The following is a 25545-nucleotide window of genomic DNA, read 5'->3' as shown; positions in this document are numbered from 1 at the left end:
TCACGGAAAAAACGCTTTAATACCACAAAATCCATATGCGGCTTGACAGCTGTCCGCGAGATTTTGCCGATCACCCGATATCTTGCGTTCACCAGTTTTCCTTGAACCATCTGACGGCCCTTTTCAGCGATCGGGCCGGATACCGATCCATCGGCATCTCGAAATCCCACCATTCGTCCTGCGGCTGCGCGGCGAAAAGGCACAAGCCCACCAGCGCCGCGAATCCGGGGCCGGTCGCCGATTGCGGCAGCCCGTGCACCCGAAGCGGCCGGCCGAGCCGGACCTGGTTGCCGAGGATTCGCGCGGCCAGTCCGTCAAGTCCCGGGATCTGGCTGCCGCCCCCGGTCAAGACGATCCGCTGGCTCGGCAGATGCTCGAAGCCCGCGGCGTCGAGACGCGCGCGCACCTCTTCGAGGATCTCCTCGACCCGGGGGCGCATGATCCCGATCAGCTCGGCCCGGCTGACCGAGCGGCTGTCGGTCTCGTAATCGCCGCTGTCGCCGCCCAGATCGATCATCTCGCGGTCGTCCATGCCGGTCGCGACCACGCCGCCATAAAGCGTCTTGATCCGCTCGGCGGTCGACAGCGGCACATGCAGCCCCTTCGAAATGTCCGAGGTCACATGTTCGCCGCCCATCCGCACGCTGTCGGCATAGATCATGTGCTTCTTGATGAAGATCGAGATCCCGGTCGCGCCGCCGCCCAGGTCGATGCAGGCCGCACCCAGTTCCTGTTCGTCCTCGACCAGCGCCGAGATGCCTGCGGCATAGGCCGACGAGGCCAGCCCCGCCGGTTCCAGATCGCAGCGCTTGATGCAATGGACGAGGTTCTGCACCGCGCCGCCATCGACCGTCAGCATATGCATGTCGCAGGCCAGCCGGTGGCCGACCTGACCGCGCGGATCGACAAGGCCCGAACGGTGGTCGAGCGCGAAATTCACCGGCTGGGCATGCAGCACCTCGCGGTTCGCGCCGATCTCGGGCATGTCGCAGGCAGCCAAGACCCGGGCGACGTCCTGTTCGGCGACCGCATCGTCCAGCACCGTGACCTGACCGTCGAGACCGTAGGAGCGAGGCTCGCCGCCCGAGAAGCAGGCGATCACCTGATCGACGCGCACCTGCGCCATCTTCTGGGCTGCCTGCAGCGCCGTGCGGATCGCGCGTTCGGCCTCGTTCATGCCGTGGATCTCGCCAAAGCGGATCCCGCGCGAGCGGGTTGTGGCGGCACCGATCACCCGGAACCGCGACTGCCCGGCCAGCGCGCCCATCTGCTCGACCCCGCCGCGCGGCGCGATGCCGTCGAAGCGCAGCACCAGACAGGCGACTTTCGAGCTGCCCACGTCGAGGATGGCGATCACGCCCCGGTCCATCGCCAGCTTGCGCATCCGCCGCATCGCCCGCTGCGAGTGATAGAGGTCCGTCATCAATTCACCGCTCCTGCCTGTGTTGTCTGGATTTTCCGGAAGTCTTCGATGGCGGCCGGTGCCAGCCTCAGCGTCGGCCGCGACGGGTTGCGCAGGTCGACCGCGACGATGTCGCGCGCCAGCATGCCCGACACGTCCTCAAGCGCGATCACCCGTTCCAGCGCCGCGACCGCGCCGGTTTCGGGCAGAAGGATGCGCTGGTCGCGGTCCAGAACCACGTCCCAGCGGCGTTCGCCCATGCGCACGAGCCCGCGCACCCGTTCGGAGATCGGTGCGGCGGCGGCGAACAGCGCCATCGCCTCGGGCGCGGCCGTTTCGGCACCATCGCCCGCGATCAGGGGCAGGTCGGCGCGGGATTCGCGGCTGTCGAGCGCGGCAACGCGGCGGCCTTCGGCATCGAGCAGGCTCAGCCCGTCGCGGCTGCGCCAGACAAGCGCCGCCTCGCGCTGCTGGATCTTCATTTCCAGCACGCCGCCGGACCGGATCCGCAGCTCGGCCGATTTCACGGCATCGAGCGCGGTGACCGCCTGCCGCATCGCCTCGAGGTCCAGATCGAAGGACGAGGCGGGCAGGTTCAGCGGCACGGTGGCGCGGATCTCGCGGTCGATCGGCGCCGAGGCGCCCTCGATGACCAGAAGCTTGACCATGAATTCGGGCCGGGTCTCGATGTCCCGGCGGAACTCGGCAAGGCTGTCGCCGATGGCGGCGCGGCGGTCGGCATCGGCCAGCCAGATCGCCGGGATCGCGGCCAGCACCACCAGCGGCAGCCCCTTCAGCACCGCCTTGCGGACGAAGGGCGTCAGCCACAGCCGCTGGGCGCGATAGGCCCAGCGCGACGGCGCGGGATCGCGGAACGAGGGCGGGCTCAGCGGTCGCATGAGGCGTCCTCCACCAGCCAGCGGCAGAGCTGGCCGAAGGAAATCCCGCACTGCGCGGCCTGTTCGGGCGCCAGCGAGGTGGGGGTCATCCCGGGTTGGGTATTGGTTTCCAGCAGGATCAGCCCGTCGAGCCCGCGGCTGTCGTCCCAGCGGAAATCGGTCCGGCTGACGCCCCGGCAGCCCAGCGCGTCATGGGCGCGCAGCGCGAAGTCGAGGCAGGCCTCGAAGATCTCGCCGGGCAGATCGGCGGGCACCACATGGCGCGAGCCGCCCTGCGCGTATTTGGCGTGATAGTCATACCAGCCGTCTGTCAGGATGTCGGTCACGGTCAGCGCCCGGTCGCCCATCACCGTGGTCGTCAGCTCGCGGCCCGGCGCATAGGTTTCGACCATGACGATCTCGGGCATCTCGGCGCCAAGCTGGGGCGGGGTGTTGGCGGCCTCATGGACGATATGGATGCCGACCGACGAGCCCTCGTTGTTGGGCTTGACCACATAGGGGGGCGCGATGACATGGCGCGCCGAGACCTCGGCCTTGCAGGCCAGACGGCTTTCGACCACCGGCAGCCCGGCGGAGCGATAGGCCTCTTTCGACCGCTGCTTGTCCATCGCCAGGGCCGAGGCCAGCACGCCCGAATGGGTATAGGGAAGGCGCAGCCATTCCAGCAGGCCCTGGACGCAGCCATCCTCGCCCCAGCGGCCATGCAATGCATTGAAGACGACATCGGGCGCGACCACGCGCAGCTGCTCGGGCAGGTCCTGCCCGGCATCCACCTCGATCACGTCGAAGCCTTCCCCTCGCAGGGCGATGGCGCATTCGCGCCCGGACGACAGCGACACCTCGCGTTCCGACGAGGGGCCACCCATCAATACCGCCACACGGGGGGCTGTCCTGCTCGACTCGCCCGCCACTGGTGCTGCCTCGTGTTGCGCGGGCCTTTTCGCTCCGCGCGCTTATGGTTCGACCGGGGCCGGTTCGCCGACCCTCAGTACCTCCCATTCTAGCTGTATTCCCGAGGATTGAAAAACCCTTTTTCGGACGTCCTCGCCAAGCCCTTCCAGATCCGCCGCCGTTGCGCCGCCAGTGTTGATCAGGAAATTCGAATGCTTTTCAGATATTTGCGCGCCGCCCTTGCGAAGCCCCCTTAAGCCCGCAGCATCGATCAGGCTCCAGGCTTTCAGCTCGTGGGTGTCATCTGCCGCACCGGTCGAGCTGTGGCCAACCGGGTTGCGGAAGGTCGATCCGGCGGTTCGCTCTTTGGTGGGCTGCGAGGCGTCGCGGCGCGCCAGCTGGTCCGCCATTCGCGCCGCCAGCGCCTCGGGATCGCCCGGGGGCCCGGCCAGCACGGCTTCGGCGATGACCCAGCCCTCGGGCAGGTCGGTCTGCCGGTAGCGGAAGTTCAGGTCTTCGGCCGTCAGCGTCACGATCTCGCCCTGGCGCGTGACCGCGCGGGCCGAGACGAAGACATCTGCGAGATAGCGCCCATAGCAGCCCGCATTCATCCGCACCGCGCCGCCGATGGCGCCCGGAATGGTGCGCAGGAAGCTCAGGTCGACCCCCGCCGCCGCCGCCTGACGCGCCACGAAGGAATCGAGCGCCGCAGCCCCGGCCGTCACCTGCCCACCCGCGACCGAGATCGCGTTGAAGCCGCGGCCGAGCCGGATCACGACCCCCCTTAGCCCGCCGTCGCGCACGATCAGGTTCGAGCCAACGCCCATCGGAAAGACCGGGATCTCGGGCGGCAGGGCGGCAAGGAAGGCGGCCAGATCCTCGATATCGGCGGGCTGGAACAGCCAGTCGGCCGGGCCGCCGACGCGCAGCCAAGTCAGGTCGGCCAGGCTCCGGCCGGGGGTGAGCGTGCCGCGGGTCGCGGGCATTGGGGTCATTCGCCGTCTCCGATCCATGCGCCGAGCGCATATAACAGCGCTGACAGCACCGCAACGCCCCCCCAGGGCGCCAGCACCGCGATGGGGGCGAGACCGCCGCCGCCGTCGGCCTTCTGAAGCTGCAAGCCGCCCCAGATCAGCCAGACGGCGGTGGTGTAAAGGCCGAAGAGCACGGTGAACCCGATGGCGCTGCGCTTGAGCCCGTGGCCGAGTGCTGCATAGGCCACGACGGGACCGACGGCCCAACTGGCATAGGCCAGAAGGAGCGTCGGCCCGGTCATTCGCCGGTATGGCTGCGCCTGCGCTTGGTCAGGCTGCGGCCCAGATAGATCAGCGGCCAGCGCAAGATGGACACCCCCGCCGCCAGGGCGATGAGGCCCCAGACCGGGCCGCTCTGGTAGGTCACGAAGCCCACCAGCGGGATGCCGGTGGCGATCAGGGCATAGGCGCCTGGCCAGTGGAGCTTTTCGGGCAAAAGGCCGACCGCGGTCGCGACCAGCACCCAGAGACAGGCGAGAATCAGCGAGAGGGTCATTTCGGGGCCTTTCGGACCGAGGTGGCGGGACTGTCGGGCCGTGCCCGGTGGCGAGGACTGGCGGGGCGACTGGCGGATGGCGTGCCGCCGGTCGCGCGTACGGCCAGAGGCGGGGCGGACGGAGGCGGGGCGGACGGAGGCGGGGCGGACGGGCGGGCCGGGACGGTGTGGCCCCTGACCCTGCGCGCGATCATTCTGCGCCGCCTTCGGACCGGTTGTCGCCCGAGAGTGCCCCGAGCGCGCCGCCGATGCCCGCGGGCAGGTCGATCAGCAACGTGGCGGATTCGCGGAACGGCCCGGCCAAGGCGGCCTCGGGGCCGAAGAGATCGCCGGTCGGAACCAGCGAGACCGCGACCACCGCCGCCGTCAGCAGGACCGCCGCGGTGATCGAGGGCGAGGTGCGTCTCAGCGCCCGCAGGCCCAGCACGCCCGCCACCAGCGCCGCACCGCAGATTGCTATGACCAGATAGGGAATCATGCCGCTCCGTCCGCTCCCTTATCCCTCAGCCGCGCGGGCAGGTTGTTGGCCCAGGCGCTGATCGTGCCCGCGCCGAGGCAGACCACCATGTCGCCCGGCCCGGCCTGCTCGCGCACCAGCCGTTCAAGATCGTCTTCGCAAAGGATGGCCCGGGCATGGCGATGGCCGTGCCGGATCAGCCCGGCGACCAGATCGTCGCGGGTCGCGCCCGGGATCGGGTCCTCGCCCGCGCCATAGACTTCGGCAATGCCCACCACATCGGCCTCGTTGAAACAGGTGCAGAAATCGTCGAACAGCGAATGCAGCCGCGTGTAGCGGTGCGGTTGATGTACGGCGATGACGCGCCCTTCCGTCGCTTGCCGCGCGGCTTTCAGCACGGCGGCGATTTCCACCGGGTGGTGGCCGTAATCGTCGATGATGGCGATCCCGTTGGCCTCGCCCACCTTGGTAAAGCGCCGGTTGACCCCGCCGAAGGCCGCCAACGCGCCGCGGATCTCGTCGGCCTTCAGCCCCAGATGGCGGGCGACCGCCACCGCGCCGAGCGCGTTCGAGACGTTGTGATCGCCGGGCATCGGCAGGGTGCAGCCCTCGATCAGCATGTCTTCGGTCTGCAGCGCGATGTCGAATTCGGCCTGGCCCGCGCGATAGCGCAGGTTCACCGCGCGCACATCGGCCTGGGCGTTGAAGCCGAAGGTCACCACCTTGCGGTCGGTCACCCGGCCGACCAGCGCTTGCACCTCGGGATGATCGGTGCAGCAGACCGCAAGCCCGTAGAACGGGATGTTCGACACGAAGTCGTAAAAGCCCTGCCGCAGTGCCTCGAAACTGCCCCAGTGCTCCATGTGTTCGGGGTCGATATTGGTCACGACCGCGATGGTCGCGGGCAGCCGGTTGAAGGTGCCGTCGGATTCGTCGGCCTCGACCACCATCCATTCGCCTGCGCCCATCCGGGCGTTCGAGCCATAGGCATGGATGATGCCGCCGTTGATGACGGTGGGATCGAGCCCGCCCGCATCGAGAAGCGTCGCCACCATCGTCGTCGTGGTGGTCTTGCCATGGGTGCCCGCGATCGCGACGTTCGATTTCAGCCGCATCAGCTCGGCCAGCATCTCGGCCCGGCGCACGATGGGCAGGCCGCGCCGCCGCGCCGCGTCAAGCTCGGGGTTGCCGGGCTTGATGGCCGAGGAAATCACCACGACCTCGGCGTTTTCCAGGTTTTCCTCGCGCTGGCCCTCGAAGACGGTCGCGCCAAGGCCCGCCAGCCGGTCGGTGATCTTGCTCGATTTCAGGTCCGAGCCCTGCACCCGGTAGCCGAGGTTCAACAGCACCTCGGCAATGCCCGACATGCCGATGCCTCCGATCCCGACGAAATGGATCGGCCCCACATCGGTCGGCAGCTTTGTCGCCGCGTTCATCATTTTCCTTCTCCGCCCAGTGCCTCGACGATCTCGGCCAGCCCGTCGACGGCATCGGGTTTGCCGCAGCGCATCGCCGCCACGGCCATCTGCATCGCCCCCTTGGGCTGGCCCAGAACCGTGGCGATCTGGTCTGAAAGCGCGGCCGGGTCAAGGGCGGATTCGGGGATCAGGATCGCGGCCCCCGCCGCGACCAGGCCACGCGCATTGGCGGTCTGGTGATCGCCCGCGGCATGCGGGTAGGGGATCAGGATCGCGGGCCGCCCGATGGCGGCTATATCGGCCACCGACGACGCGCCCGAGCGGCTGATCACCAGCTGCGCCTCGGCCAGCCGGGCGGGAATGTCGTCGAAAAAGGGCCGGACCTCGGCCGTGACGCCCGCGGCGTCATAGGCCGCGATCACGCGGTCCAGATCCTCCTCGCGGGCCTGATGCGACACCCTGAGATAGCCGCGCATCTCGGCGGGCAGGGCGGCGATGGCTGCGGGCACGCTGTCCGACAGCGCCCGTGCGCCCTGGCTGCCGCCGATGGCAACGAGGCTCATCGGATAGTCGCCGGGCGGGATATAGGGGGCGCCCGCGCGTTCGCGCACGGCGGCCCGGATCGGGTTGCCGGTATGGAAGGCCTCGACCCCCTCGGGCAGCTCGGTCGGCCAGACCCCGCAGGCGACCGCATGGACCTTGGGCGCGAACAGCCGGTTGACCTTGCCCAGCACGCCGTTCTGTTCGTGGATCATCCGAGGCCGCTTGAGCAGCGTCGCCGCCGTCAGGGCCGGGAAGGAGGGATAGCCGCCGAAGCCCGCGACGACGGCCGGCTTGTCGCGCAGCATCCGCCACAGCATCGCGGCGACGCCAGCGCCCAGCCGAATGGGCGAGGCCGCGCGTGCCACAAGACCGCCCCGGTCGGGGCTGTCGGCGGCGATGGTCTCGATCTCGACCGCGTCGGGAAAGCCGCCCGCATAGCGCGCGCCGCGCGCATCGGTCGACAGCTTCACGCGCCAGCCGCGCGCCAGCATCGTCTCGGCTAGTGCCTGGGCCGGGAACATGTGCCCGCCGGTGCCCCCGGCGGCGATGACCAGAAGCGGGGCGCTCATTCGCGGGTCCTCCGGCGCAGAAGGTCGGTGATCTCACCCTGGGGCCGGTTCCGGGTCAGGGCCAGCAGCATGCCGACCATGATACCGCCCGCGATCAGCGACGAGCCGCCATAGCTGACGAAGGGCAGGGTCATGCCCTTGGCGGGCAACAACTTGACGGCGACGCCCATGTTGATCAGCGCCTGCACGCCGAAGGTGCAGGCAAGCCCGGTGCCCGCGATCCGGATGAAGGGATCGCGCTCTTTCAGCAGCCGGAAGAGCGACCGGATCACGATGGCGCAGTACAGCGCGATGATGACAGCGACCAGCACGAGGCCGTATTCCTCGGCCGCGACCGCGATGATGAAGTCGGTATGCGCATCGGGCAGAGACCATTTCACCTGGCCTTCGCCCACGCCGACCCCGAAGAAGCCGCCCTCGCGGATCGCGTTGGTGGCATAGCCAAGCTGGGTGCGCGGGTCGATCTCGGGGTTCAGGAAGCCGTCGATCCGGCGCGCGAAGTGGTCTGAATTCTCATAGGCGATGGTGCCTGCGAAGACGACGCCGCCAGCCACCGCCACCAGGATCATGAAAGGGGCGCCCGCCACGAAATACATCACCCCCCAGGCAAAGAGGATCAGCGCCGCCTGTCCGAAATCGGGCTGCAGGGCCAGAAAGCTCACGACGACCACGGCCAGCGCCAGCGACATGGTCTTGCCGGGCGGGCCCTCGACCTCCTGCGCCGCCGCCATCAGCCAGGCGGTCAGGATTATGAAGCCGGGCTTGAGGAATTCCGAAGGCTGGACCGAACCGAATCCCAGCGAATACCAGCGCACCGCGCCCTTGCCGAAATCGGTGCCGAAGACCGGCAGGAACACCAGCGCCAGCAGCGCCGCACCGCAGCCGATGACCCCGAGCCGCCGCACCTGTGTCGGCGAGAACATCGAGACGATCAGCATCGTGCAGAGCGCGAGCCCGCCATAGACCGCCTGACGTTCCACGTAATAGAAGGGAGGAAAGCCGTTTTTCTCGGCCAGCGGCGGCGAGGCCGCAAGGCCCAGCAACATGCCCACGCCGAACAGCAACAGCACGCAGGACATCGCCCACTTGTCTACCGTCCGCCACCAGCGCGGCAGGACGGGTTCACCCGCCCGTATGGGCGCGGTGCCATAGACCATCTCCGTCATGGGCCACTGCCTCGATCAGCCTCTGTCAATGCCCGTTTTCCGGGTCTGGTGGGCAGTGTAGCGGCAAAACCTCATCGGCACCAGTGCGGAAAGGCGGATCGCTGCGTTTCGCAAGGCCATCCGGGCGGGGCACCGCCTGCCATCGGGGCCTGTCTGTCCGTTGCGCCGGGGGCCGCGCAAGGGGCGGCCCCGCGCCTGCGGGCGGCGGGAACCGGACCTGGCTGCCCGAAGGTCAGCTGGTCAGTTCCCGGGCACCATCTTGCCGGGGTTCATCAGCGCCGAGGGGTCGAGGACGCGCTTGATCTGGCCCATCACCTCCCAGGCCTGGCCGTGTTCTTCTTCCATGTAGCCGAGCTTGCCCATGCCGATGCCATGTTCGCCGGTGACCGTGCCGCCCAGGCGCAGCGCCCGCTCGACCATGCGGTGGGCCAGCGCCTTGGCCTCGGCCAGTTCGGCCGCGTTGCCGGGCTCGACCAGCAGGATCGCGTGGAAGTTGCCGTCGCCCACATGGCCGAGGATCGGCCCGGGGATCGAGGACCGGGCGATGTCGGCGCGGGTCTCTTCGACCGCCTCGGCCAGCCGCGAGATCGGCACGCACATGTCGGTGACCAGCGCGGTCGCGCCGGGGCGCAGCCCCAGACAGGCGTAATAGGCGTTGTGGCGCATGGTCCAGAGGGCCGTGCGGTCCTCGGGACGCGACGACCAGCTGAACCCGTCGCCGCCATTGTCGGCAACGATCTGTCCGAAGCTTTCGGCCTGTTCCGCCACCGCCGAGGCCGACCCGTGAAACTCGATCATCAGATGCGGTTTCTCGGGCATCTCTGCGCCCGCATAGGAATTGAAGGCGGCGGCGGTCGCGGCATCGACGAACTCGATCCGGGCCATCGGGATGCCCAGCTGGATGGTCTGGATCACGGTATCGACGGCCGGGCCGATTTCGTCGAAGGCGCAGACCGCGGCCGAAATCGCCTCGGGCTGACCATGCAGTTTCAGCGTCAGTTCGGTGATGAGCCCCAGCGTGCCTTCCGAGCCCACGAACAGCCCGGTCAGATCATAACCCGCCGCCGATTTCCGCGCCCGCGTCCCGGTGCGGATCACCCGCCCGTCCGCCAGCACGACCTCAAGCCCCAGGACGTTCTCGCGCATGGTGCCGTAGCGCACCGCCGTGGTGCCCGAGGCCCGGGTCGAGGCCATGCCGCCCAGCGAGGCATTGGCGCCGGGATCGACCGGGAAGAAAAGCCCGGTCGCGCGCAGCTCGCGGTTCAGCTCCTCGCGGGTCAGCCCGGGCTGAACCACCACGTCCATATCCTCGGGATGGACCTTCAGCACCCGGTTCATCCGGCTGAAATCGACCGAAATCCCGCCCTTCAGCGCCAGCGCGTGCCCTTCCAGCGACGTGCCCCGGCCCCAGCCGGTCAGCGGCACCCCGTGCGCCGCGCAGATCCGCACGATCTTTGCGACCTCTTCGGTCGTCTCGGGATAGACGACGGCCTCGGGCGGCAGGAAGGGGAAATAGGTCTCGTTCCGCCCGTGAAGATCCAGATCGGACTTGGAGCGGCTGAAGCGATCGCCTAGCATTTCCCCGAGTTCGGTGAGGGCGTCCGGTTTCGACATCGGGGTACTCCATACGGTTCCAGCGGCGGGCACCCTAGGCGAGAGCGGCGGCCGGGAAAAGCCTCGGCAAATCTACGCGGCCAAAAGAGGCGAAATGCCGGGCAGGACGGGGTGAAAAGGCGGAAATCGACAACTCTCGGTGGCTTTTTCCGCCTGTTGAATGACGCAATGCGTGTGCTGCGCGTCCATGGGCCGACCCAGGTCCAATTCTGGTTCATTGCTGCGGCCATCGGTGTGGCGGCGGGATTCGCGGCGCTTGGCTTTCGTCTGGGGATCGATGCGCTGCAGGGCGCGCTTTACGGCGTCGAGGACCCGCACCGGCTGCACAGCTTTGCCGAGACCGTGCACTGGGCCTGGATCCTGCTGATCCCGGCCTGCGGCGGCCTGGTGGTCGGGCTGGTGCTGCACCGCTTTACCCCCGATGCGCGGGTGCGCTCGGTTGCCGACGTCATCGAGGGCGCCGCGCTGAACGAGGGCCGGGTCGAGGTCAAGGCGGGGATCGCCTCGGCGCTGGCCTCGCTGATCACGCTGTCCTCGGGCGGCTCGACCGGGCGCGAGGGGCCGGTGGTGCATATGGCGGGCGTGGTCGCGACCTGGGTGTCGAACCGCATCCATGCCGACGGCATCACCGGGCGCGACCTTCTGGGCTGCGCCGTCGCGGCCGCCGTCTCGGCCTCGTTCAACGCGCCGATCGCGGGCACGCTCTTCGCGCTCGAGGTCGTCTTGCGGCATTTCGCGGTCCATGCCTTCGCGCCCATCACCGTGGCGGCGGTGGCGGGCACGGTCATCAACCGGCTTGAATTCGGCGGCGTGCCGGAATTCACCCTGCCGCAGGACGACCGGCTGGCCTTTTATGGCGAACTGCCCGCCTTTCTGCTGCTGGGGCTGGTCTGCGGTCTGGTCGCGGTGATCCTGATGCGGTCGATCTTCTGGGCCGAGGGGATCGGCGACGCGGTCCAGCGCAAGACCCGGATGCCGCGCTGGCTGCGGCCTGCGGTCTCGGGGCTGGGCCTCGGCGCGATGGCGATCTGGTTTCCGCATATCATCGGCGTCGGGTACGAGACCACCTCGGCCGCGCTGACGGGCACGCTGATCTTTCACGAGGCGGTGGTGTTCTGCCTGCTGAAATGCGTGGCCGTGTCGCTGACCATGGCCGGACGGATGGGCGGCGGCGTGTTCTCGCCCTCGCTGATGGTGGGGGCGCTGACCGGGCTCGCCTTCGGTTATGTCGCGACCGCGGCCTTTCCCAATGTCTCGGGGGCCGAGACGCTGTATGCGCTGGCGGGCATGGGGGCGGTCGCGGCGGCGGTGCTGGGCGCGCCGATCTCGACCACGATGATCGTCTTCGAGATGACGGGCGACTGGCAGACGGGGCTGGCGGTCATGGTGGCGGTCTCGCTGTCGACCGCTTTGGCCAGCCGCCTCGTCAACCGGTCCTTCTTCCTGACCCAGCTGGAACGGCGCGGCAAGCGGCTGGCGGCGGGGCCGCAATCCTATCTGCTGGCTGCCTTTACCGCAGGCGTGCTGATGCGCGCGAAGGACAGCGCCGGCGCGCCGTCAGAGGCGGCCTGCGCGGAACTGATCGGGCAGGGGGTGATGTTCGAGGCGGACGCGACCCTGGTCGAGGCGCTGCCGGTCTTCGAGAAATGGGGCCACGGCTTCGTGCCGGTGGTGGCCCGCCCCGCCGACGGGGGCGAGCCTGCGCTGTTGGGCGCGCTTTTCCATGTCGATGCGCTGCGCGCCTATTCGCGGGCGCTGGCGATGACCGCCGCCGAGGAGCATTCCTGAGCGGCAGGTGTCCCTGTGGCGAACGGGCCTAAAGCTGTTCGACCGTCACCTTGTCGGCATAGAAGGCCAGATGCCCCGCGATGCGTTCGAGGCCCGGTTTCGGATCCTCGTAGGACCAGGCCGCGTCCTCGATGTCGTAGCTTTTTGCGCGCAGGGTGAAATAGCTGGCCACGCCCTTGTGCGGGCAGGTGGTCCGGCTGTCCGAGCGGTCGAGGAAGGCCATCGCCACATCCTCGCGCGGGAAGTAGATGACGGGCTTCAGGCTGCCCTCGGACAGTTCCAGTGCGTTCCGGCTTTCGGCGATCACCGCGCCTCCGGCCCGGACCACCCAGGCCCCCTCGGCCTTGTGGATCGTGATATGGTCGGACATGCGTGTTCTCCCTCGGTCCTGTCGGATGCCTCACGGCGGCAGGTTTTGCGCCGCCGTTCTGTCATGCTTGGCTTTGTCTTGTCCAGTTCCGCCCGGGCCCGCGGTCTCTTCGACCGGTCGGACGGGGCCGGTCGGGCCGCCGGTCAGATCGGCAGCGTCGCCCCGGTCAGCCAGGCCCGCGCCCGGTCCGAGAGATCCGGCCCGGCCCGGTGCGCGACCTCGGCGTGATAGGCGTCGAGCCAGGCGCGCTCGCCCGCATCCAGCATCTCGGGGGCGATCAGCCGACGGTCGATGGGCACCCAGGTCAGCGTCTCGAAGGACAGCATCCGCCGGTCGTCGCCGCCCGACAGCGCCGGGGCCTCCTCGACCGCGATCAGGTTCTCGATCCGGATGCCGAAGGCGCCCTCGCGGTAATAGCCAGGTTCGTTCGACAGGATCATCCCGGGCTCCAGCGGCACGGTCGAGATCCGGGCGATGCGCTGCGGCCCTTCATGGACGCACAGATAGGCGCCGACGCCATGGCCGGTGCCATGGTCGTAATCCTGCCCGGCCTGCCAGAGCGCATTGCGCGCCAGCGCATCGAGATCGCGGCCCGCGAGCCCCTTGGGGAACCGCGCCCGCGAGATCGCGATCATGCCCTTCAGCACCCTGGTAAAGGGCGCCTTCGCATCTTCGGGCACCGGGCCCACGGCCACGGTGCGGGTGATGTCGGTGGTCCCGTCGAGATATTGCCCGCCCGAATCGACCAGCAGCAGATCGCCGGGCGCGACGCGGCGGTTGGTGGCCTCGGTCACCCGGTAATGCACGATGGCGCCATTCGGCCCCGCGCCCGCGATGGTCTCGAAGCTGATGTCGCGAAGCTTGCCGGTCGCGGCGCGGAACTCTTCCAGCCCGCGCACCACGTCGATCTCGGTCAGCCCGCCCTTGGGCGCCTCGGCGTCGATCCAGGCCAGGAACTCGATCATCGCGACGGCGTCGCGGGCATGGGCGGCGCGCGCGCCCGCCAGCTCGGCGGCGGTCTTGCGCGCCTTGGGCAGGATACAGGGATCTTCGGCCAGCGCGACCTCTACGCCCGCATCCTCGAGCTGGCGCAGCACCCACAGCGGCGCCGAAGCCGGATCGACCCGGACCTTGCCCGGAAGGCTGCGCAGACCCGGCCCGAAGGCGCCTGCGGGGCGCAAAGTGATCTCGGGGCCCAGATGGACCTTCAGCGCGTCGGTCACCTTGGCCGGGTCGGCATAAAGCGTCACCCGCCCGTCGTCATGCAGGATCGCGAAGGCATGGGGCACCGGGTTGCGCGGAATGTCCGCGCCGCGCACGTTCAGCAGCCAGGCGATGGAATCGGGCAGGGTCAGCACGGCCGCACTCTGCCCTGCCTCGGCCAGCAGCCGCCCGATCCGGGCGCGCTTGTCGGCGTGGGATTCGCCCGCCAGATCCTCGGGATAGGGCGCGATCGGGCCTTGCGGCGGGGCGGGCTGGTCGGCCCAGATCCGGTCGACCAGATTGGGCGTCTCGCGGATCGAGACCTGGGTGCCCGCCAGCGCCTCGGTCAGCGCGTCCAGCTCTTTCGGCGTGTGCAGCCAGGGGTCGATCCCGACCGCGCCGCCCTGCGGCAGCGCCGCCTTCAGCCAGTCGCCGGGTTTCGTCTCGGGCCAGGGCACCGGCGTGAAATGCGCCAGATCGACCTGCGCCTTGACCTGTACCCGATAGCGCCCGTCGATGAAGACACCGGCGCGGTCCATCAGGATGCAGGCGATCCCGGCCGAGCCGGTGAAGCCCGTCAGCCAGGCCAGACGGTCGTCATGGGGCGCCACATATTCGCCCTGATGGGCATCGGCGCGGGGCACCAGAAAACCCGTCAGCCCCTCGCGGGCCATTTCCTCGCGCAGGCGGGCCAGCCGGACCGGGCCGTCCTCGGGACGGGTGCTGCTGTCGAAGCTCTGGAACATCTAGCTTGCCTTCCTGATCCCGAACATCCGCGCGCGGGCGCGGGGGTCCTTGTCGAACAGCGCGGCCAGCTGTTCGGTCATCGCGCCCGCCAGCTGTTCGACATCGGTGATGGTCACGGCGCGCTGATAATAGCGCGTCACGTCATGGCCGATGCCGATGGCGATCAGCTCGACCGCCTTGCGGCGTTCGACCATGGCGATCACGTCGCGCAGGTGCTTTTCAAGGTAATTGGCGGCATTGACCGACAGGGTCGAATCGTCCACCGGCGCGCCGTCCGAGATCACCATCAGGATCTTGCGCGCCTCGGGCCGCACCAGCATCCGCCTGTGCGCCCATTCCAGCGCCTCGCCGTCGATATTTTCCTTCAGCAGGCCCTCTTTCATCATCAGACCCAGATTTTCGCGCGCCCGCCGCCAGGGCGCATCGGCATTCTTGTAGACGATGTGGCGCAGGTCGTTCAGGCGGCCCGGGCCTTGCGGACGGCCCTCGGCCAGCCATTGTTCGCGCGATTGCCCGCCCTTCCAGGCGCGGGTGGTAAAGCCAAGGATCTCGACCTTGACCTGACAGCGTTCAAGCGTGCGCGCCAGCACATCGGCGCAGATCGCGGCGATCGAGATCGGCCGCCCGCGCATCGAGCCCGAATTGTCCAGAAGCAGCGTCACCACGGTATCGCGGAACTCGGTATCCTTCTCGACCTTGAAGCTGAGCGGCGTCGTCGGGTTCGCCACGACGCGGGCCAGCCGTCCGGCATCGAGAATGCCTTCCTCGCGGTCGAATTCCCAGCTGCGGTTCTGCTGGGCTTGCAGCCGCCGCTGCAGCTTGTTGGCAAGACGGCCGACCGCGCCCTTCAGCGGGTCGAGCTGTTGATCCAGATAGGCGCGCAGCCGTTCCAGCTCGGCCGGTTCCGCCAGATCCTGGGCGCCGATCTCTTCGTCGAAGGCGGCGGTGAAGACCTTGTATTCGGGATCGGCCTCGGAATGGGGCGCGGGCGGCGGAGGTTCCAGCGGCGCCTCGCCCTCGGGCAGCTCGGTCTCTTCGCCCATCTCCATGTCACTGACATCGTCAGGATTGACATGGGCCTGGGCGGCGTCCTGCAGGTCGTCCTGGGACTGCTCGGGGCTGGCATCGGCCTCGTCGCTGTCCTGGCTTTCCTCCTCGCCATATTCCTCGGGCGCGTCTTCCTCGGTCTCGGCCGAACTGTCCTCGTCGTCGTTCTGATCGGCGTCGGGGTCGTCGCCCAGCTGATCGGCATAGCCCAGATCGGCGATCACCTTGCGGGACAGCCGCGCAAAGGCCGCCTGATCGGCCAGCGCATGGTCGAGCCCGTCCAGCGCCGCGCCGGCCTGCTCCTCGATGAACCCGCGCCACAGTTCCATGGCCTGATCGGCGCCCTTGGGCAGCGGGCGGCCGGTCGCCAGATGGCGCACCATATAGGCCGCCGCGACCGGCAGCGGCACTTCGCTTGCCTCGCGGGCCTGGGCATAGCCCTTCTTCGCGGCCTCGGCGCCGATCATCGCGTCGATATTGCTGGCGGTGCCGGGCATGACGCGCGCGCCCACCGCCTCGCAGCGGGCCATCTCCATCGCCTCGTAGAGATCCCGCGCCATCTGCCCCGAGGGGCGATAGCGCGAATGGGTGGCGCTGTCGTGATACTTGTGGCGCAGCGCAAAGGCGTCGGCCGTGCCGCGCGCCAGCAGCACCTCGTCGCGGGTCATTCGGCGCGAGACCTGCGGCAGCCGCACCGCGTCGTCGGTCAGCCCCGGCGGGTCCACCGAATAGCTGATGCCAAGATCGGGGTCGTCGGCCATGACCTTGGTGGCCTCGGCCAGCGCCTTCTTGAACGGATCGGCGGGATTGTCGGTGGGTTTGGTCATGGGGCAGGGTCCGCGTGGCTTGCGGAGGTCAATCTAGAAAGGTTGACCGGAATTGGCCAGTGGCCGCGCGGGGAAAGACGGTCGTTCCGGCTCAGCCGCCCAGAAGCAGCCCGGTGCAATCCGACATCCGGTCGGCCAGCGCCGCGCGTGCCCGGTCGGCGCGGCCGCTGTCGAAGCTGTAGGCGATATCGGCCAGAAGGCCCGCCATCTCGGTCCAGCCGGCCGAGCGCCACAGCACGGGTTCGTCCTTCGGCACGCCGAAGCGGATCGCCTCGGGCAGGGTCGCCTCGAGCATCAGGTTGAACATGTCGCGCTGGTCCATCGTGCGGGGCCAGGCCGGATCGTCGACCGCCTGCTGGCGCGCCGACACGGCCGCAAGGCGGCCCGAGCAGGTGGCGAACAGCTCGGCCCGCTTCCAGGGGGTGCCGGGCGTCGCGGGGCGGGCAGCCGCGGCGGTGGCCGCCAGCGCCAGAATTAGGGCGATTCCCGCTATGCGTGTGCCTGCCTTTTCCATATGACAATGGTATGACAGATCGACGCTGCGTCAAGATGTATATACGAGTGATGTAAACATGCTGTCATGGCCCGGGGCCATCCGCCTTGTCGGCAAGGGACGGGCCGGCCTATCGGTCCGGAACCCGGTGGCCGGGCAGGGCCTTCTCGCGGCCGAAATCGTCGCAGAGGCCCGACAGGCGGACATACTGGTCGCGTGCGCGGCGATTCCCGTCCAGGATGTATCGCCTCATCAGCAGCAGGTAGATCGGGCGCAGCTTGTCGATGCGCGCATCGACTGCCGCCTCCGGGTCGTCCGTAAGCGCGACGCCCGCGTCGCGAAAGGCGCGGGCCATGGCGCGGGCCTCGTCAGGCGACCCTTCGGCCAGCGCGTAGCGGGCGCGGAAATCGGCGGTGGCGTACCAGAGCGCGGCACAGTCGATAGCGGGAAAGGCCGGGTCGGCGGTCCGGGCCGGGGCAGGGGCGACGGCGGCGAGACAGGCGGTCAACGCCGCCGCCGCGATGCGAAGCGGGCGCGGCTCAGGCCGCCACATCGGACAGCGCGACAGCACCCGCCGCAAGCTGCGCCAGCAGCGCCACATGCACGTCGAGCGCGTCGATCACCGGATAGCCCGGATCGGTGCCGTCGAAGGCGAGGTTGAGATCGGTGCCCGCCAGCACGATGGCCTCGGCGCCCAGATCCTCGACCATGCGCCGCCCGGCGTCCAGCAGCACCCGGCGCCGGTCGGGATCGCACTGCCCCGCGACCGCGATCTCGCGATAGGTCCGGCCCAGCGCCTCGGCCTCGGCATCGAGCGCGACGGCCTCGGTGCGGCGCAACTGGCCGTAAAGCCGGGTCTCCATCACCACCTGCGTGCCCAGAAGACCCACCCGGCGCAGCCCCCGCGCCGCGAACTCGTCGTCAAGCGGCGCGACGCCCGACACCAGCGGCAGCACACCCCGCTGGTTCAACTCGTCAAAGCAGAAATGCGCGCCTAGCGAGGTCAGCGCGGCACAGTCGCAGCCCGCGCCCTTCAGCCCGGCCAGCCGGTCCGCGAAGATCGCGGCCTGAGCCTCGCGCGCATCGTCCAGATTGTTGCGGATCAGGCTGTGGATGTCGCCATGGCTGATGGTCAGCCGCAGGGGCACCCCGAGCCGGTCGGCGGCGGCGGTCAGGCGCTGGTAGTAGACCACCGTCGCCGCGACACCGATCCCGCCGATCAGCCCGATATGCACGGTCTTACCCCAGGCTCATGCTCGCGGCACTTTCGGGCAGTTCCTCGTCGAACAGGCGCTGATAGAACTCGGCCACGGTCTGGCGTTCAAGCTCGTCGCATTTGTTCAGGAAGGTCACCCGGAAGGCAAAGCCCACGCTGCGGAAGATCTCGGCGTTCTGCGCCCAGGCGATCACCGTCCGCGGGCTCATCACCGTCGAGAGATCGCCGTTCATGAAGGCGGTCCGGGTCAGATCGGCCACGGTCACCATATGGCCGATCTGCTTGCGGCCCTTGTCGGTGTTGTAATGCGGGCATTTGGCCAGAACGATCGCGGTCTCGGCGTCATGGGACAGGTAGTTCAGCGTTGCGACCAGCGACCAGCGGTCCATCTGGCCCTGGTTGATCTGCTGGGTGCCGTGATAAAGCCCGGTCGTGTCGCCCAGCCCCACGGTGTTCGCCGTCGCGAACAGCCGGAAATAGGGGTGGGGGGTGATCACCTGGTTCTGGTCCAGAAGCGTCAGCTTGCCGTCGACCTCCAGCACCCGCTGGATCACGAACATCACATCGGCGCGGCCGGCGTCGTATTCGTCGAAGACGATGGCGCAGGGATTGCGCAGCGCCCAGGGCAGGATGCCCTCCTGGAACTCGGTGACCTGGACCCCGTCCTTGAGCTTGATCGCATCCTTGCCGATCAGGTCGATCCGGCTGATATGGCTGTCGAGGTTGACCCGCACGCAGGGCCAGTTCAGCCGCGCCGCGACCTGCTCGATATGGGTCGACTTGCCGGTGCCGTGATAGCCCTGGATCATCACCCGGCGGTTATGGGTAAAGCCCGCAAGGATCGCCAGCGTGGTGTCGGGATCGAACTTGTAGGTCGGGTCGAGATCGGGCACCCGGTCGGTCGGCGTCTCGAACCCCTTCACGATCATGTCGGTGTCGATGCCGAAGACCTCGCGAACCGAGATCTCTTCGGTGGGTTTCACTGCACTGGTCATCCTGGCCCCGTCGGATTGGCGTCGTCTCCCGCCGTCTTGGAACATATCTCGGGGGGGTGCAAGGGGCAGGACCCCATGGCCGCCCGGACCGCAGGCCGGATCGGGGGCTGCGCCGGGCCGCCGATCGTGACTTCTCTTGAGCTTGCCCCGCGCGGCGGCCGCGCCAGCTATGCCAGGGGACGTTGGACGAACACCAAGGGGAGGAAAGGATGTTCCGCCGCCTATTTCTGGGCCGGGTTCTGCTGGGCGCCGCCGGGGCGGCGCTGGTTCGCCCGGCCGCCGCCGCCGAAGAGCGGTTCGAGGTGATGCGCAGCGAGGCCGAGTGGCGGGCACGGCTCGGCCCGCTCGAATACAGGGTGATGCGCGAGGAGGGCACCGAGCGCGCCTTCACCAGCCCGCTGAACGACGAACACCGCGACGGAGTCTTCCACTGCAAGGGCTGCGATCTGCCGCTTTATGCATCAAAGGACAAGTTCGACAGCGGCACCGGCTGGCCGAGCTTCACCCGGTCCTTGCCAGACGCCGTCCGCACCCGGCCGGACCGCAGCTTCTTCATGGTCCGGACCGAGGTCCATTGCCGCCGCTGCGGCAGCCATCTGGGGCATGTCTTCGATGACGGGCCGCCGCCCACCGGCAAGCGGCACTGCATCAACGGGGTCAGCCTGACCTTCGCGCCTGCCTAGCGGAAACTGCGGCTGTCCTTGATCTGGTCCCAGGCCCAGACGACCTCTTGCAGGCGTTCCTCGTCGGCGCGGTTGCCGCCGTTCATGTCGGGGTGCAGGTCCTTGACCAGCGACTTGTACTGCTTGCGGATCTCGGCCTTGGTCCAGCTGTCCTGCGCCTCGAGGATTTCCAGCGCCTTGCGCTCGGTCGGCGGCAGCCGCCGGGTCGTGGTGCCGGTCTTGCCGGGGTTGCGGGTCGCGTTCTCGCCCAGCACCTGATGCGGGTCGTCGACCCCGAGCCGCGCCCAGGCGCGCTGTTCGTCGCGATTGCCGAAGGGCTGGGTCTCGCGCTCCCAGACCCGGTCCTTGTCGATCTGGGCGTCGAATTCCTCTTCGGTGGCGCCGTTGAAGAAGTTCCACTTGAGGTTGTATTCGCGCACATGGTCCTTGCAGAACCAGAAATACTCGTCGAGCTGGTCGGGCGATTTCGGCGCGCGGTACTGGCCGTCGAGGTCGCAGCCGGGATGCTCGCATTTGCGCCGTGAGGTCTCGAAGGCGCCCGACATGCCCCGGCGGCCCCGGGTGCGCCGCTTCTTGTCGGCCGATACGGAAATGTCGAACCCGAAGGGATCGGTCTTGGTCATGGCAGCACCTTTTCGACTCGGACCCGAGAGTTTAGTCACTTGAAGATGAGAATGAAGGGGGCGATGGAGAAAAATGGGCCGAGCCGATCAAATCCGCGACAGCCTGGAACGCGCGTTCCAGCCGACGCAGCTTGAAGTGCTGGACGAAAGCGAACGCCACCGCCATCACGCGGGGTATCAGGAGGGCGGCGAAAGCCATTTCCGCGTGAAGATCGCGGCCCCGGCCTTCGCGCCGATGTCGCGCGTGGCGCGGGAACGCGCGGTCCACAAGGCGCTTGGCCCCGATCTGATGGGCCGGATCCACGCGCTGGCGCTGGAAATCGCCGTCTAGACGCGGCGTCCCGGTCTTTCCCGACACAAGGGGCTCAGTCCTCGTCGTTCCAGGGCCGGGCGCCGCCAAGCGGCCGGTCGGGCCGGGGCACCGGCCCGCGCGAAGGCGCGCCGAGCGGCGGGTAGGTCCGTTCCGGCAGGGCGTGGACCGAGGCGGCCGCGGCCGTCGCGATCTCTTCGGGGCTGCCATGGCGGAAGGCTGCGTCCTGTCCCGCGCCCGCGCCGCGCGGGCGTCGGAAGACCAGCACGTTGCGCACGGTCCGGCTGCTGCCGCTGAAAAGCCCCTGGCGTTCTTCCGAGGGCAGGCTTTCGGCCCGGACATATTCCCAGCCCTCGGCCGCCATCTCGTTCATGGCGTCTTCCAGGGCATGGGCAAAGCGTTCTGCCGGGCCCTTGGCGCCCCGCACGCGGCGGCCGCGCTCGGGGGCCGGAAGGACCCGGTACTCATAAAGGACGGGCATGGATCACCCCAGTTTCCGGGCCACGATCTCGTTCACGGCCTGAGGGTTGGCCTTGCCCCCGGTGGCCTTCAGCACCTGACCGACGAACCAGCCCGCGAGTTTCGGGTTGGCCTTGGCCTTCTCGACCTGGGCGGGGTTCGCGGCGATGATTTCGTCGACGGCCTTCTCGATGGCGCCCAGATCGGTGACCTGCTTCATCCCGCGCGCCGCCACGATCTCGGCCGGGTCGCCGCCTTCGGTATAGACGATCTCGAACAGGTCCTTGGCGATCTTGCCCGAGATGTCGCCCGCCGCGATCAGATCGAGGATGCCGCCCAGCTGGGCCGGGCTGACCGGGCTGTCGGTGATGTCGCGGTCGTCCTTCTTCAGGCGGCCGAACAGTTCGTTGATGACCCAGTTGGCGGCCGCCTTGCCGTCGCGGCCCTGCGCAACCGCCTCGAAATAGGCGGCGGATTCGACCTCGGCCGTCAGCACGCTGGCATCGTATTCGGTCAGCCCGAATTCGGTGACGAAACGCGCCTTCTTGGCGTCGGGCAGCTCGGGCAGCGAGGCCGCGATCTCGTCGACCCAGGCCTGCTCGATTTCCAGCGGCAGCAGGTCGGGGCAGGGGAAGTAGCGGTAGTCATGCGCCTCTTCCTTCGAGCGCATCGAGCGCGTCTCGCCCTTGTCGGGATCGTAAAGCCGGGTTTCCTGATCGACGGTGCCGCCATCCTCGACGATGGCGATCTGGCGCCGGGCCTCGTACTCGATCGCGGCCTGGATGAAGCGCATCGAGTTCATGTTCTTGATCTCGCAGCGCGTGCCCAGAAACGACGGATCGCCGGTCTCGCGGAATTTCTCGTAGGCGCCGGGCTGGCAGATCGAGACGTTCACATCGGCGCGCAGGTTGCCGTTCTGCATGTTGCCGTCGCAGGTGCCCAGATAGCGCAGGATCTGGCGCAGCTTGCCGACATAGGCGGCCGCCTCTTCGGGGCCTCGGATATCGGGGCGCGAGACGATCTCCATCAGCGCGACGCCGGTCCGGTTCAGGTCGACGAAGGACATGTTCGGGTCCATGTCGTGGATCGACTTGCCCGCGTCCTGTTCCAGATGGATGCGTTCGATCCGCACCCGGCGGGCGATGCCCGGCCCCATGTCGACGATCACCTCGCCCTCGCCCACGATGGGGTGGTAAAGCTGGCTGATCTGATAGCCCTGCGGCAGGTCGGGATAGAAGTAGTTCTTGCGGTCGAATGCCGAAAAGAGATTGATCTCGGCCTTCAGCCCCAGCCCCGTGCGCACCGCCTGCGCCACGCAGAATTCGTTGATCACGGGCAGCATGCCCGGCATCGCCGCGTCGACGAAGGCGACATGCGAATTCGGCTCGGCGCCGAAGCCGGTCGAGGCGCCCGAAAACAGCTTGGAGTTCGAGGCCACCTGGGCATGGACCTCGAGGCCGATCACCAGTTCCCATTCGGCCTTGGCGCCGGAAATCACCTTGGGTTTGGGGGGCTCGAAGGTCAGGTCAAGCATGGCGGCATCCTCATCTGCGGCAGGGCGCATGTTTAGGGCAGGGGACGGGCGCGGGCAAGGGGATGATCCGGCCGCCCGGCCGCAGCAGGCGGGCGATTTAAAGTGATAGGCTCTGGTCCGTCGCGAGGGTTACGCTACGTTAACCTATGTGCTAGATTGGCGCACTGGTCGTTTTGGCCACCGGGTGTCGCGCGTGCCGCCGACCGGACCTCTTTAACCGACAGGAGAATACAATGAAATCGGCCGCAGTGCTCGTCCTCGCCACCGACGGGGTCGAGCACGGGGAACTGGAAGCGGCGGTGACCGGCTTGCGCGACATGGGCGCGCGGGTCGATATTGCGACCCCCGGAGGGGCCAGCGTCACCAGCTGGAGAGACGGCAACTGGTTTGCTGAAATCGAGGCAACGATGCCGCTGACCCATGTCGACGCCGACGAGTACGACGGCCTCGTCCTGCCCGGCGGTCAGCTCAATTCCGGGGCGCTGCGGACGAGTTTCGCGGCGGTGCGGCTGGTGAACCAGTTCCTGTCCGGCGGCCGGATGGTCGCCGCGATCTGCCATGCGCCCTGGCTGCTGGTCGAGGTTGGGGCCATCTCGGGCGTCGCGGTGACCTCCCATCCCGCGATCCGGACCGATCTTGAAAATGCCGGGGCCAGATGGACCGGACGCCCGGTCATGCGTAGTGGCGGGATCATCACCGCGCGGTCCCTGGAGGATCTCGACAGCTTCATCGAGGAGATCGCGCGAGAGCTGGAGAGCCGGGGGAAATGGCTCCGGCGGCGGGAACTCGCCACTGTTTCGGCGGGCATCCGCGCAGATTATGCCCAATTTGTTGCCCCGCAGGACGATCCCGAGGATAAGGAAACGCCGGACTGAAGGACCGGCGTATCCTCCGGAGTTCCGATGCGTCTGTTCCTGCTTGTGTGCCTTCTCGCGCTGACCGCCGCCTGTGATCAGTCCGATATCGCGGACCGGGGGCGCAGTCTCCCCTCGATGCGGTGGGACCACATGCCGGAAGCGACGGACTGGACACGGGCAAGCCTCGACGCGCTGACGCTGTATGGCGGCGGGCTGACCGAGACCGTTCCCGCCGATATCGATGCCTGGTGCCCGGCCTATGCCAAGGCCCGTCCGGCGCAGCGCCGCGCCTTCTGGGCGGGGCTCTTCTCGGCGCTGGCCAAGCATGAAAGCACCTGGAACGAGGCCGCGGTCGGCGGCGGCGGCCGCTGGTTCGGGCTCTTGCAGATCTCGCCCGCGACCGCGCGCTATCATGGCTGCGCCGCGACCAGCGGGTCCGCCCTGACCGATGGCGAGGCCAATCTGCGCTGTGCCGTGCGGATCGCCGCCAGCGCGGTCGCCCGCGACGGCGTGGTCGCCGCCTCCGGCCGCGGTGTCGCCGCCGACTGGGGGCCGATGGCGGTCTCGTCCAAGCGCGAGGAAATCGCCGCCTGGACCCGGTCGCAATCCTACTGCCGCGGCTGAGCGCGCGGCGCATTTCGGTCCGCCGACACCTTCGCCGACAGCGATCCGGCCCGCACGCGGCCCTTTGACCAATCCGGGCATTGCCAGCACAGGGGCAAATCCGATAGTTTCCATCGGAAATAGCGCGAGGCCCCTGTGACGCTGCAGACCGCCCGTCCGACCCCGGACCCGAACCCGACAAATATGATCCCGAGGCTCGATATCCGCCGCATCGACCGTGTCTTCGGCGGGCGCAAGGTGGTCGACGATGTCAGTCTGACTGTGCTGCCGGGGCAGGTCACCTGCCTTCTGGGGCCCTCGGGCTGCGGCAAGTCGACGACGCTGCGGATCATCGCGGGCGTCGACCGGCAGGACGCGGGCGAGATCCGGATCGACGGGCAACTGGTCTGCGACACCGTCTTTCGCCTGCCGCCCGAGCGCCGCTCGGTCGGGCTGATGTTCCAGGACTTCGCGCTCTTTCCGCATCTCAGCGTGGCCGAGAACGTGGCCTTCGGGCTGACCGGACCCAAGGCCGCGCGGCGGGCACGGGTTGAGGATCTGCTGGACCGGGTCGCGCTTGGCCGGTTCATCGACGCCTATCCGCACGAATTGTCGGGCGGCGAACAGCAGCGCGTGGCGCTGGCCCGCGCGCTGGCGCCCCGGCCCAAGATCATGCTGATGGACGAACCCTTTTCGGGGCTCGATAACCGGCTGCGCGACGAAATTCGCGACCAGACGCTGCAGGTGCTGAAGGACGAGGGCGCGGCGGTTCTTCTGGTCACCCACGAGCCCGACGAAGCGATGCGGATGGCCGACGAGATCGCGCTGATGCGCGGCGGGCGGATCGTCCAGCAGGGCGCGCCTTACAATATATACAACGCGCCCGTCGACCGGGCGGCGGCCGCCTTCTTCAGCGACATCAACGTGATCCGGGGGCGCGTCCAGAACCTTCTGACGGAAACGCCTTTCGGCAAGTTCCTGACCCCCGGCATGGCCGATGGCGCCGAGGTCGACATCATCATCCGGCCGCAGCATCTGCGGATCGACTTCGACCGCAACGGCCGCGGACCGAATCCCACCGCCGAAGAGGGGGTGGCGGCGCGCGCCTGCGTCGAACGCGCCCGTTTCATGGGGTCGGAAAGCCTGGTCGAGTTCCGCATGGACCATGACGGATCGGCGCTGCGCGCCACGGTGCCCGCGGTCTTCCTGCCGCAGCCCGGCACGCCCATGTGGCTGACGATCCGTCGCGACCGCTGTTTCGTCTTTCCCCGAGAGGGCGGGGGCCGTGCCGCCTGATGCCG

The 25545-nt window shown here is 68.4% G+C and carries 27 protein-coding genes; 6 read left to right on the top strand and 21 right to left on the bottom strand.

All coding sequences use genetic code 11. From position 1 onward, the window contains the following. Positions 1 to 88 precede the first annotated feature (88 nt). The 11 genes from ftsA to C8N38_RS14025 all read right to left on the bottom strand — a co-directional run bounded on the left by ftsA (position 89) and on the right by C8N38_RS14025 (position 10489). Entirely contained in the window at positions 89 to 1423 is a 1335-nt protein-coding gene (gene ftsA / locus C8N38_RS14075; RefSeq protein ID WP_108027801.1) for a cell division protein FtsA, read from the bottom strand. Beyond that, positions 1423 to 2301: a cell division protein FtsQ/DivIB gene (locus C8N38_RS14070; protein WP_108027800.1), complete on the bottom strand. Its 879-nt coding sequence runs from the start codon at positions 2299 to 2301 to the stop codon at positions 1423 to 1425. The genes ftsA and C8N38_RS14070 overlap by 1 nt, the downstream gene beginning before the upstream one ends. Continuing rightward, positions 2289 to 3167, bottom strand: a complete 879-nt coding sequence (locus C8N38_RS14065) for a D-alanine--D-alanine ligase (protein WP_245895756.1) — start codon at positions 3165 to 3167, stop codon at positions 2289 to 2291. The genes C8N38_RS14070 and C8N38_RS14065 overlap by 13 nt, the downstream gene beginning before the upstream one ends. 87 nt (positions 3168 to 3254) lie before the next feature. After that, entirely contained in the window at positions 3255 to 4187 is a 933-nt protein-coding gene (gene murB / locus C8N38_RS14060) for a UDP-N-acetylmuramate dehydrogenase (protein WP_108027798.1), read from the bottom strand. Beyond that, positions 4184 to 4468 carry a hypothetical protein gene (locus tag C8N38_RS14055; protein WP_108027797.1) on the bottom strand — a complete coding sequence of 95 codons (285 nt, stop codon included), beginning with the start codon at positions 4466 to 4468 and terminating at the stop codon, positions 4184 to 4186. The genes murB and C8N38_RS14055 overlap by 4 nt, the downstream gene beginning before the upstream one ends. Then, positions 4465 to 4722, bottom strand: coding sequence for a DUF2484 family protein (locus C8N38_RS14050; protein WP_108027796.1), 258 nt, complete (start codon positions 4720 to 4722; stop codon positions 4465 to 4467). The genes C8N38_RS14055 and C8N38_RS14050 overlap by 4 nt, the downstream gene beginning before the upstream one ends. Before the next feature lie 190 nt (positions 4723 to 4912). Then, positions 4913 to 5200, bottom strand: a complete 288-nt coding sequence (locus tag C8N38_RS14045; RefSeq protein WP_108027795.1) for a hypothetical protein — start codon at positions 5198 to 5200, stop codon at positions 4913 to 4915. Continuing rightward, positions 5197 to 6615: a UDP-N-acetylmuramate--L-alanine ligase gene (gene murC / locus C8N38_RS14040; protein WP_108027794.1), complete on the bottom strand. Its 1419-nt coding sequence runs from the start codon at positions 6613 to 6615 to the stop codon at positions 5197 to 5199. Before murC ends, C8N38_RS14045 begins: the two co-directional genes overlap by 4 nt. After that, positions 6615 to 7709, bottom strand: coding sequence for a UDP-N-acetylglucosamine--N-acetylmuramyl-(pentapeptide) pyrophosphoryl-undecaprenol N-acetylglucosamine transferase (locus tag C8N38_RS14035; protein ID WP_108027793.1), 1095 nt, complete (start codon positions 7707 to 7709; stop codon positions 6615 to 6617). Before C8N38_RS14035 ends, murC begins: the two co-directional genes overlap by 1 nt. Beyond that, positions 7706 to 8875 (bottom strand): peptidoglycan glycosyltransferase FtsW, encoded by a 1170-nt coding sequence (locus C8N38_RS14030; RefSeq protein WP_108027792.1) that lies wholly within the window; start codon positions 8873 to 8875, stop codon positions 7706 to 7708. The genes C8N38_RS14035 and C8N38_RS14030 overlap by 4 nt, the downstream gene beginning before the upstream one ends. 240 nt (positions 8876 to 9115) lie before the next feature. Further along, positions 9116 to 10489: an FAD-binding oxidoreductase gene (locus C8N38_RS14025; RefSeq protein ID WP_108027791.1), complete on the bottom strand. Its 1374-nt coding sequence runs from the start codon at positions 10487 to 10489 to the stop codon at positions 9116 to 9118. A gap of 168 nt (positions 10490 to 10657) precedes the next feature. On the opposite strand from C8N38_RS14025, the gene C8N38_RS14020 reads away from it, so the two are divergent. Next, positions 10658 to 12277: a chloride channel protein gene (locus C8N38_RS14020; RefSeq protein WP_108027790.1), complete on the top strand. Its 1620-nt coding sequence runs from the start codon at positions 10658 to 10660 to the stop codon at positions 12275 to 12277. Positions 12278 to 12305: 28 nt separating this feature from the next. Here C8N38_RS14020 and C8N38_RS14015 read toward each other — a convergent pair whose 3' ends face one another. From C8N38_RS14015 to cobS, 7 genes are all read right to left on the bottom strand, one after another. Continuing rightward, on the bottom strand, positions 12306 to 12647 hold the full coding sequence (locus C8N38_RS14015) for a DUF427 domain-containing protein (protein ID WP_075786538.1): 342 nt from the start codon (positions 12645 to 12647) through the stop codon (positions 12306 to 12308). Positions 12648 to 12790: 143 nt separating this feature from the next. Continuing rightward, on the bottom strand, positions 12791 to 14596 hold the full coding sequence (locus C8N38_RS14010) for an aminopeptidase P family protein (RefSeq protein ID WP_108027789.1): 1806 nt from the start codon (positions 14594 to 14596) through the stop codon (positions 12791 to 12793). Beyond that, on the bottom strand, positions 14597 to 16471 hold the full coding sequence (gene cobT, locus C8N38_RS14005; RefSeq protein ID WP_108027788.1) for a cobaltochelatase subunit CobT: 1875 nt from the start codon (positions 16469 to 16471) through the stop codon (positions 14597 to 14599). A 91-nt stretch (positions 16472 to 16562) separates the two neighbouring features. Then, positions 16563 to 16985 (bottom strand): hypothetical protein, encoded by a 423-nt coding sequence (locus C8N38_RS14000; protein ID WP_108027787.1) that lies wholly within the window; start codon positions 16983 to 16985, stop codon positions 16563 to 16565. 109 nt (positions 16986 to 17094) lie between these two features. Beyond that, on the bottom strand, positions 17095 to 17472 hold the full coding sequence (locus tag C8N38_RS13995; RefSeq protein ID WP_146176279.1) for a hypothetical protein: 378 nt from the start codon (positions 17470 to 17472) through the stop codon (positions 17095 to 17097). Between the two features lie 31 nt (positions 17473 to 17503). After that, on the bottom strand, positions 17504 to 18199 hold the full coding sequence (locus C8N38_RS13990; RefSeq protein WP_108027785.1) for an aspartate/glutamate racemase family protein: 696 nt from the start codon (positions 18197 to 18199) through the stop codon (positions 17504 to 17506). Positions 18200 to 18203: 4 nt separating this feature from the next. After that, positions 18204 to 19175, bottom strand: a complete 972-nt coding sequence (gene cobS / locus C8N38_RS13985) for a cobaltochelatase subunit CobS (protein ID WP_108027784.1) — start codon at positions 19173 to 19175, stop codon at positions 18204 to 18206. A gap of 209 nt (positions 19176 to 19384) precedes the next feature. On the opposite strand from cobS, the gene msrB reads away from it, so the two are divergent. Further along, positions 19385 to 19858: a peptide-methionine (R)-S-oxide reductase MsrB gene (msrB, locus tag C8N38_RS13980; protein WP_108027783.1), complete on the top strand. Its 474-nt coding sequence runs from the start codon at positions 19385 to 19387 to the stop codon at positions 19856 to 19858. On the opposite strand, the gene C8N38_RS13975 is transcribed toward msrB, so the two are convergent. Then, complete coding sequence (locus tag C8N38_RS13975) at positions 19855 to 20481, bottom strand: J domain-containing protein (protein WP_108027782.1); 627 nt, start codon at positions 20479 to 20481, stop codon at positions 19855 to 19857. The genes msrB and C8N38_RS13975 overlap by 4 nt on opposite strands. A gap of 73 nt (positions 20482 to 20554) precedes the next feature. Between C8N38_RS13975 and C8N38_RS13970 the strand changes: the two genes are divergently transcribed. Further along, entirely contained in the window at positions 20555 to 20812 is a 258-nt protein-coding gene (locus tag C8N38_RS13970) for a BolA family protein (RefSeq protein WP_108027781.1), read from the top strand. A 34-nt stretch (positions 20813 to 20846) separates the two neighbouring features. On the opposite strand, the gene C8N38_RS13965 is transcribed toward C8N38_RS13970, so the two are convergent. Both C8N38_RS13965 and gatB read right to left on the bottom strand, forming a co-directional pair. Next, complete coding sequence (locus C8N38_RS13965; protein WP_108027780.1) at positions 20847 to 21272, bottom strand: DUF4177 domain-containing protein; 426 nt, start codon at positions 21270 to 21272, stop codon at positions 20847 to 20849. A gap of 3 nt (positions 21273 to 21275) precedes the next feature. Next, positions 21276 to 22784 carry an Asp-tRNA(Asn)/Glu-tRNA(Gln) amidotransferase subunit GatB gene (gene gatB / locus C8N38_RS13960; protein ID WP_108027779.1) on the bottom strand — a complete coding sequence of 503 codons (1509 nt, stop codon included), beginning with the start codon at positions 22782 to 22784 and terminating at the stop codon, positions 21276 to 21278. A gap of 233 nt (positions 22785 to 23017) precedes the next feature. On the opposite strand from gatB, the gene C8N38_RS13955 reads away from it, so the two are divergent. From C8N38_RS13955 to C8N38_RS13945, 3 genes are all read left to right on the top strand, one after another. Further along, positions 23018 to 23659, top strand: a complete 642-nt coding sequence (locus tag C8N38_RS13955; protein WP_108027778.1) for a DJ-1/PfpI family protein — start codon at positions 23018 to 23020, stop codon at positions 23657 to 23659. A 27-nt stretch (positions 23660 to 23686) separates the two neighbouring features. Continuing rightward, complete coding sequence (locus C8N38_RS13950; RefSeq protein WP_108027777.1) at positions 23687 to 24265, top strand: transglycosylase SLT domain-containing protein; 579 nt, start codon at positions 23687 to 23689, stop codon at positions 24263 to 24265. Between the two features lie 183 nt (positions 24266 to 24448). Continuing rightward, complete coding sequence (locus C8N38_RS13945; RefSeq protein WP_108027776.1) at positions 24449 to 25540, top strand: ABC transporter ATP-binding protein; 1092 nt, start codon at positions 24449 to 24451, stop codon at positions 25538 to 25540. The last annotated feature ends 5 nt before the right edge of the window (positions 25541 to 25545 follow it).

The organism is Rhodovulum kholense (assembly GCF_003053725.1).
Classification (GTDB): Bacteria; Pseudomonadota; Alphaproteobacteria; order Rhodobacterales; family Rhodobacteraceae; genus Rhodovulum; species Rhodovulum kholense.
The sequence above is the reverse complement of the archived record's forward strand: the minus strand, read 5'-3'. Positions and strand labels throughout refer to the sequence as shown.

What these genes read in the sequence shown, in the direction of transcription:
- C8N38_RS14055 (WP_108027797.1), bottom strand. Translation starts at nt 4,468, where the DNA reads ATGACCGGGCCGACGCTCCTTCTGGCCTATGCCAGTTGGGCCGTCGGT.
- cobT (WP_108027788.1), bottom strand. Translation starts at nt 16,471, where the DNA reads ATGACCAAACCCACCGACAATCCCGCCGATCCGTTCAAGAAGGCGCTG.
- murC (WP_108027794.1), bottom strand. Translation starts at nt 6,615, where the DNA reads ATGAACGCGGCGACAAAGCTGCCGACCGATGTGGGGCCGATCCATTTC.
- ftsA (WP_108027801.1), bottom strand. Translation starts at nt 1,423, where the DNA reads ATGACGGACCTCTATCACTCGCAGCGGGCGATGCGGCGGATGCGCAAG.
- murB (WP_108027798.1), bottom strand. Translation starts at nt 4,187, where the DNA reads ATGACCCCAATGCCCGCGACCCGCGGCACGCTCACCCCCGGCCGGAGC.
- C8N38_RS14020 (WP_108027790.1), top strand. Translation starts at nt 10,658, where the DNA reads ATGCGTGTGCTGCGCGTCCATGGGCCGACCCAGGTCCAATTCTGGTTC.
- C8N38_RS14000 (WP_108027787.1), bottom strand. Translation starts at nt 16,985, where the DNA reads ATGGAAAAGGCAGGCACACGCATAGCGGGAATCGCCCTAATTCTGGCG.
- C8N38_RS13955 (WP_108027778.1), top strand. Translation starts at nt 23,018, where the DNA reads ATGAAATCGGCCGCAGTGCTCGTCCTCGCCACCGACGGGGTCGAGCAC.
- C8N38_RS13975 (WP_108027782.1), bottom strand. Translation starts at nt 20,481, where the DNA reads ATGACCAAGACCGATCCCTTCGGGTTCGACATTTCCGTATCGGCCGAC.
- C8N38_RS13950 (WP_108027777.1), top strand. Translation starts at nt 23,687, where the DNA reads ATGCGTCTGTTCCTGCTTGTGTGCCTTCTCGCGCTGACCGCCGCCTGT.
- C8N38_RS14070 (WP_108027800.1), bottom strand. Translation starts at nt 2,301, where the DNA reads ATGCGACCGCTGAGCCCGCCCTCGTTCCGCGATCCCGCGCCGTCGCGC.
- C8N38_RS14030 (WP_108027792.1), bottom strand. Translation starts at nt 8,875, where the DNA reads ATGACGGAGATGGTCTATGGCACCGCGCCCATACGGGCGGGTGAACCC.
- C8N38_RS14065 (WP_245895756.1), bottom strand. Translation starts at nt 3,167, where the DNA reads ATGGGTGGCCCCTCGTCGGAACGCGAGGTGTCGCTGTCGTCCGGGCGC.
- C8N38_RS14010 (WP_108027789.1), bottom strand. Translation starts at nt 14,596, where the DNA reads ATGTTCCAGAGCTTCGACAGCAGCACCCGTCCCGAGGACGGCCCGGTC.
- C8N38_RS13970 (WP_108027781.1), top strand. Translation starts at nt 20,555, where the DNA reads ATGGGCCGAGCCGATCAAATCCGCGACAGCCTGGAACGCGCGTTCCAG.
- C8N38_RS14015 (WP_075786538.1), bottom strand. Translation starts at nt 12,647, where the DNA reads ATGTCCGACCATATCACGATCCACAAGGCCGAGGGGGCCTGGGTGGTC.
- msrB (WP_108027783.1), top strand. Translation starts at nt 19,385, where the DNA reads ATGTTCCGCCGCCTATTTCTGGGCCGGGTTCTGCTGGGCGCCGCCGGG.
- gatB (WP_108027779.1), bottom strand. Translation starts at nt 22,784, where the DNA reads ATGCTTGACCTGACCTTCGAGCCCCCCAAACCCAAGGTGATTTCCGGC.
- C8N38_RS14045 (WP_108027795.1), bottom strand. Translation starts at nt 5,200, where the DNA reads ATGATTCCCTATCTGGTCATAGCAATCTGCGGTGCGGCGCTGGTGGCG.
- C8N38_RS14035 (WP_108027793.1), bottom strand. Translation starts at nt 7,709, where the DNA reads ATGAGCGCCCCGCTTCTGGTCATCGCCGCCGGGGGCACCGGCGGGCAC.
- C8N38_RS13945 (WP_108027776.1), top strand. Translation starts at nt 24,449, where the DNA reads ATGATCCCGAGGCTCGATATCCGCCGCATCGACCGTGTCTTCGGCGGG.
- C8N38_RS14050 (WP_108027796.1), bottom strand. Translation starts at nt 4,722, where the DNA reads ATGACCCTCTCGCTGATTCTCGCCTGTCTCTGGGTGCTGGTCGCGACC.
- C8N38_RS13965 (WP_108027780.1), bottom strand. Translation starts at nt 21,272, where the DNA reads ATGCCCGTCCTTTATGAGTACCGGGTCCTTCCGGCCCCCGAGCGCGGC.
- cobS (WP_108027784.1), bottom strand. Translation starts at nt 19,175, where the DNA reads ATGACCAGTGCAGTGAAACCCACCGAAGAGATCTCGGTTCGCGAGGTC.
- C8N38_RS14025 (WP_108027791.1), bottom strand. Translation starts at nt 10,489, where the DNA reads ATGTCGAAACCGGACGCCCTCACCGAACTCGGGGAAATGCTAGGCGAT.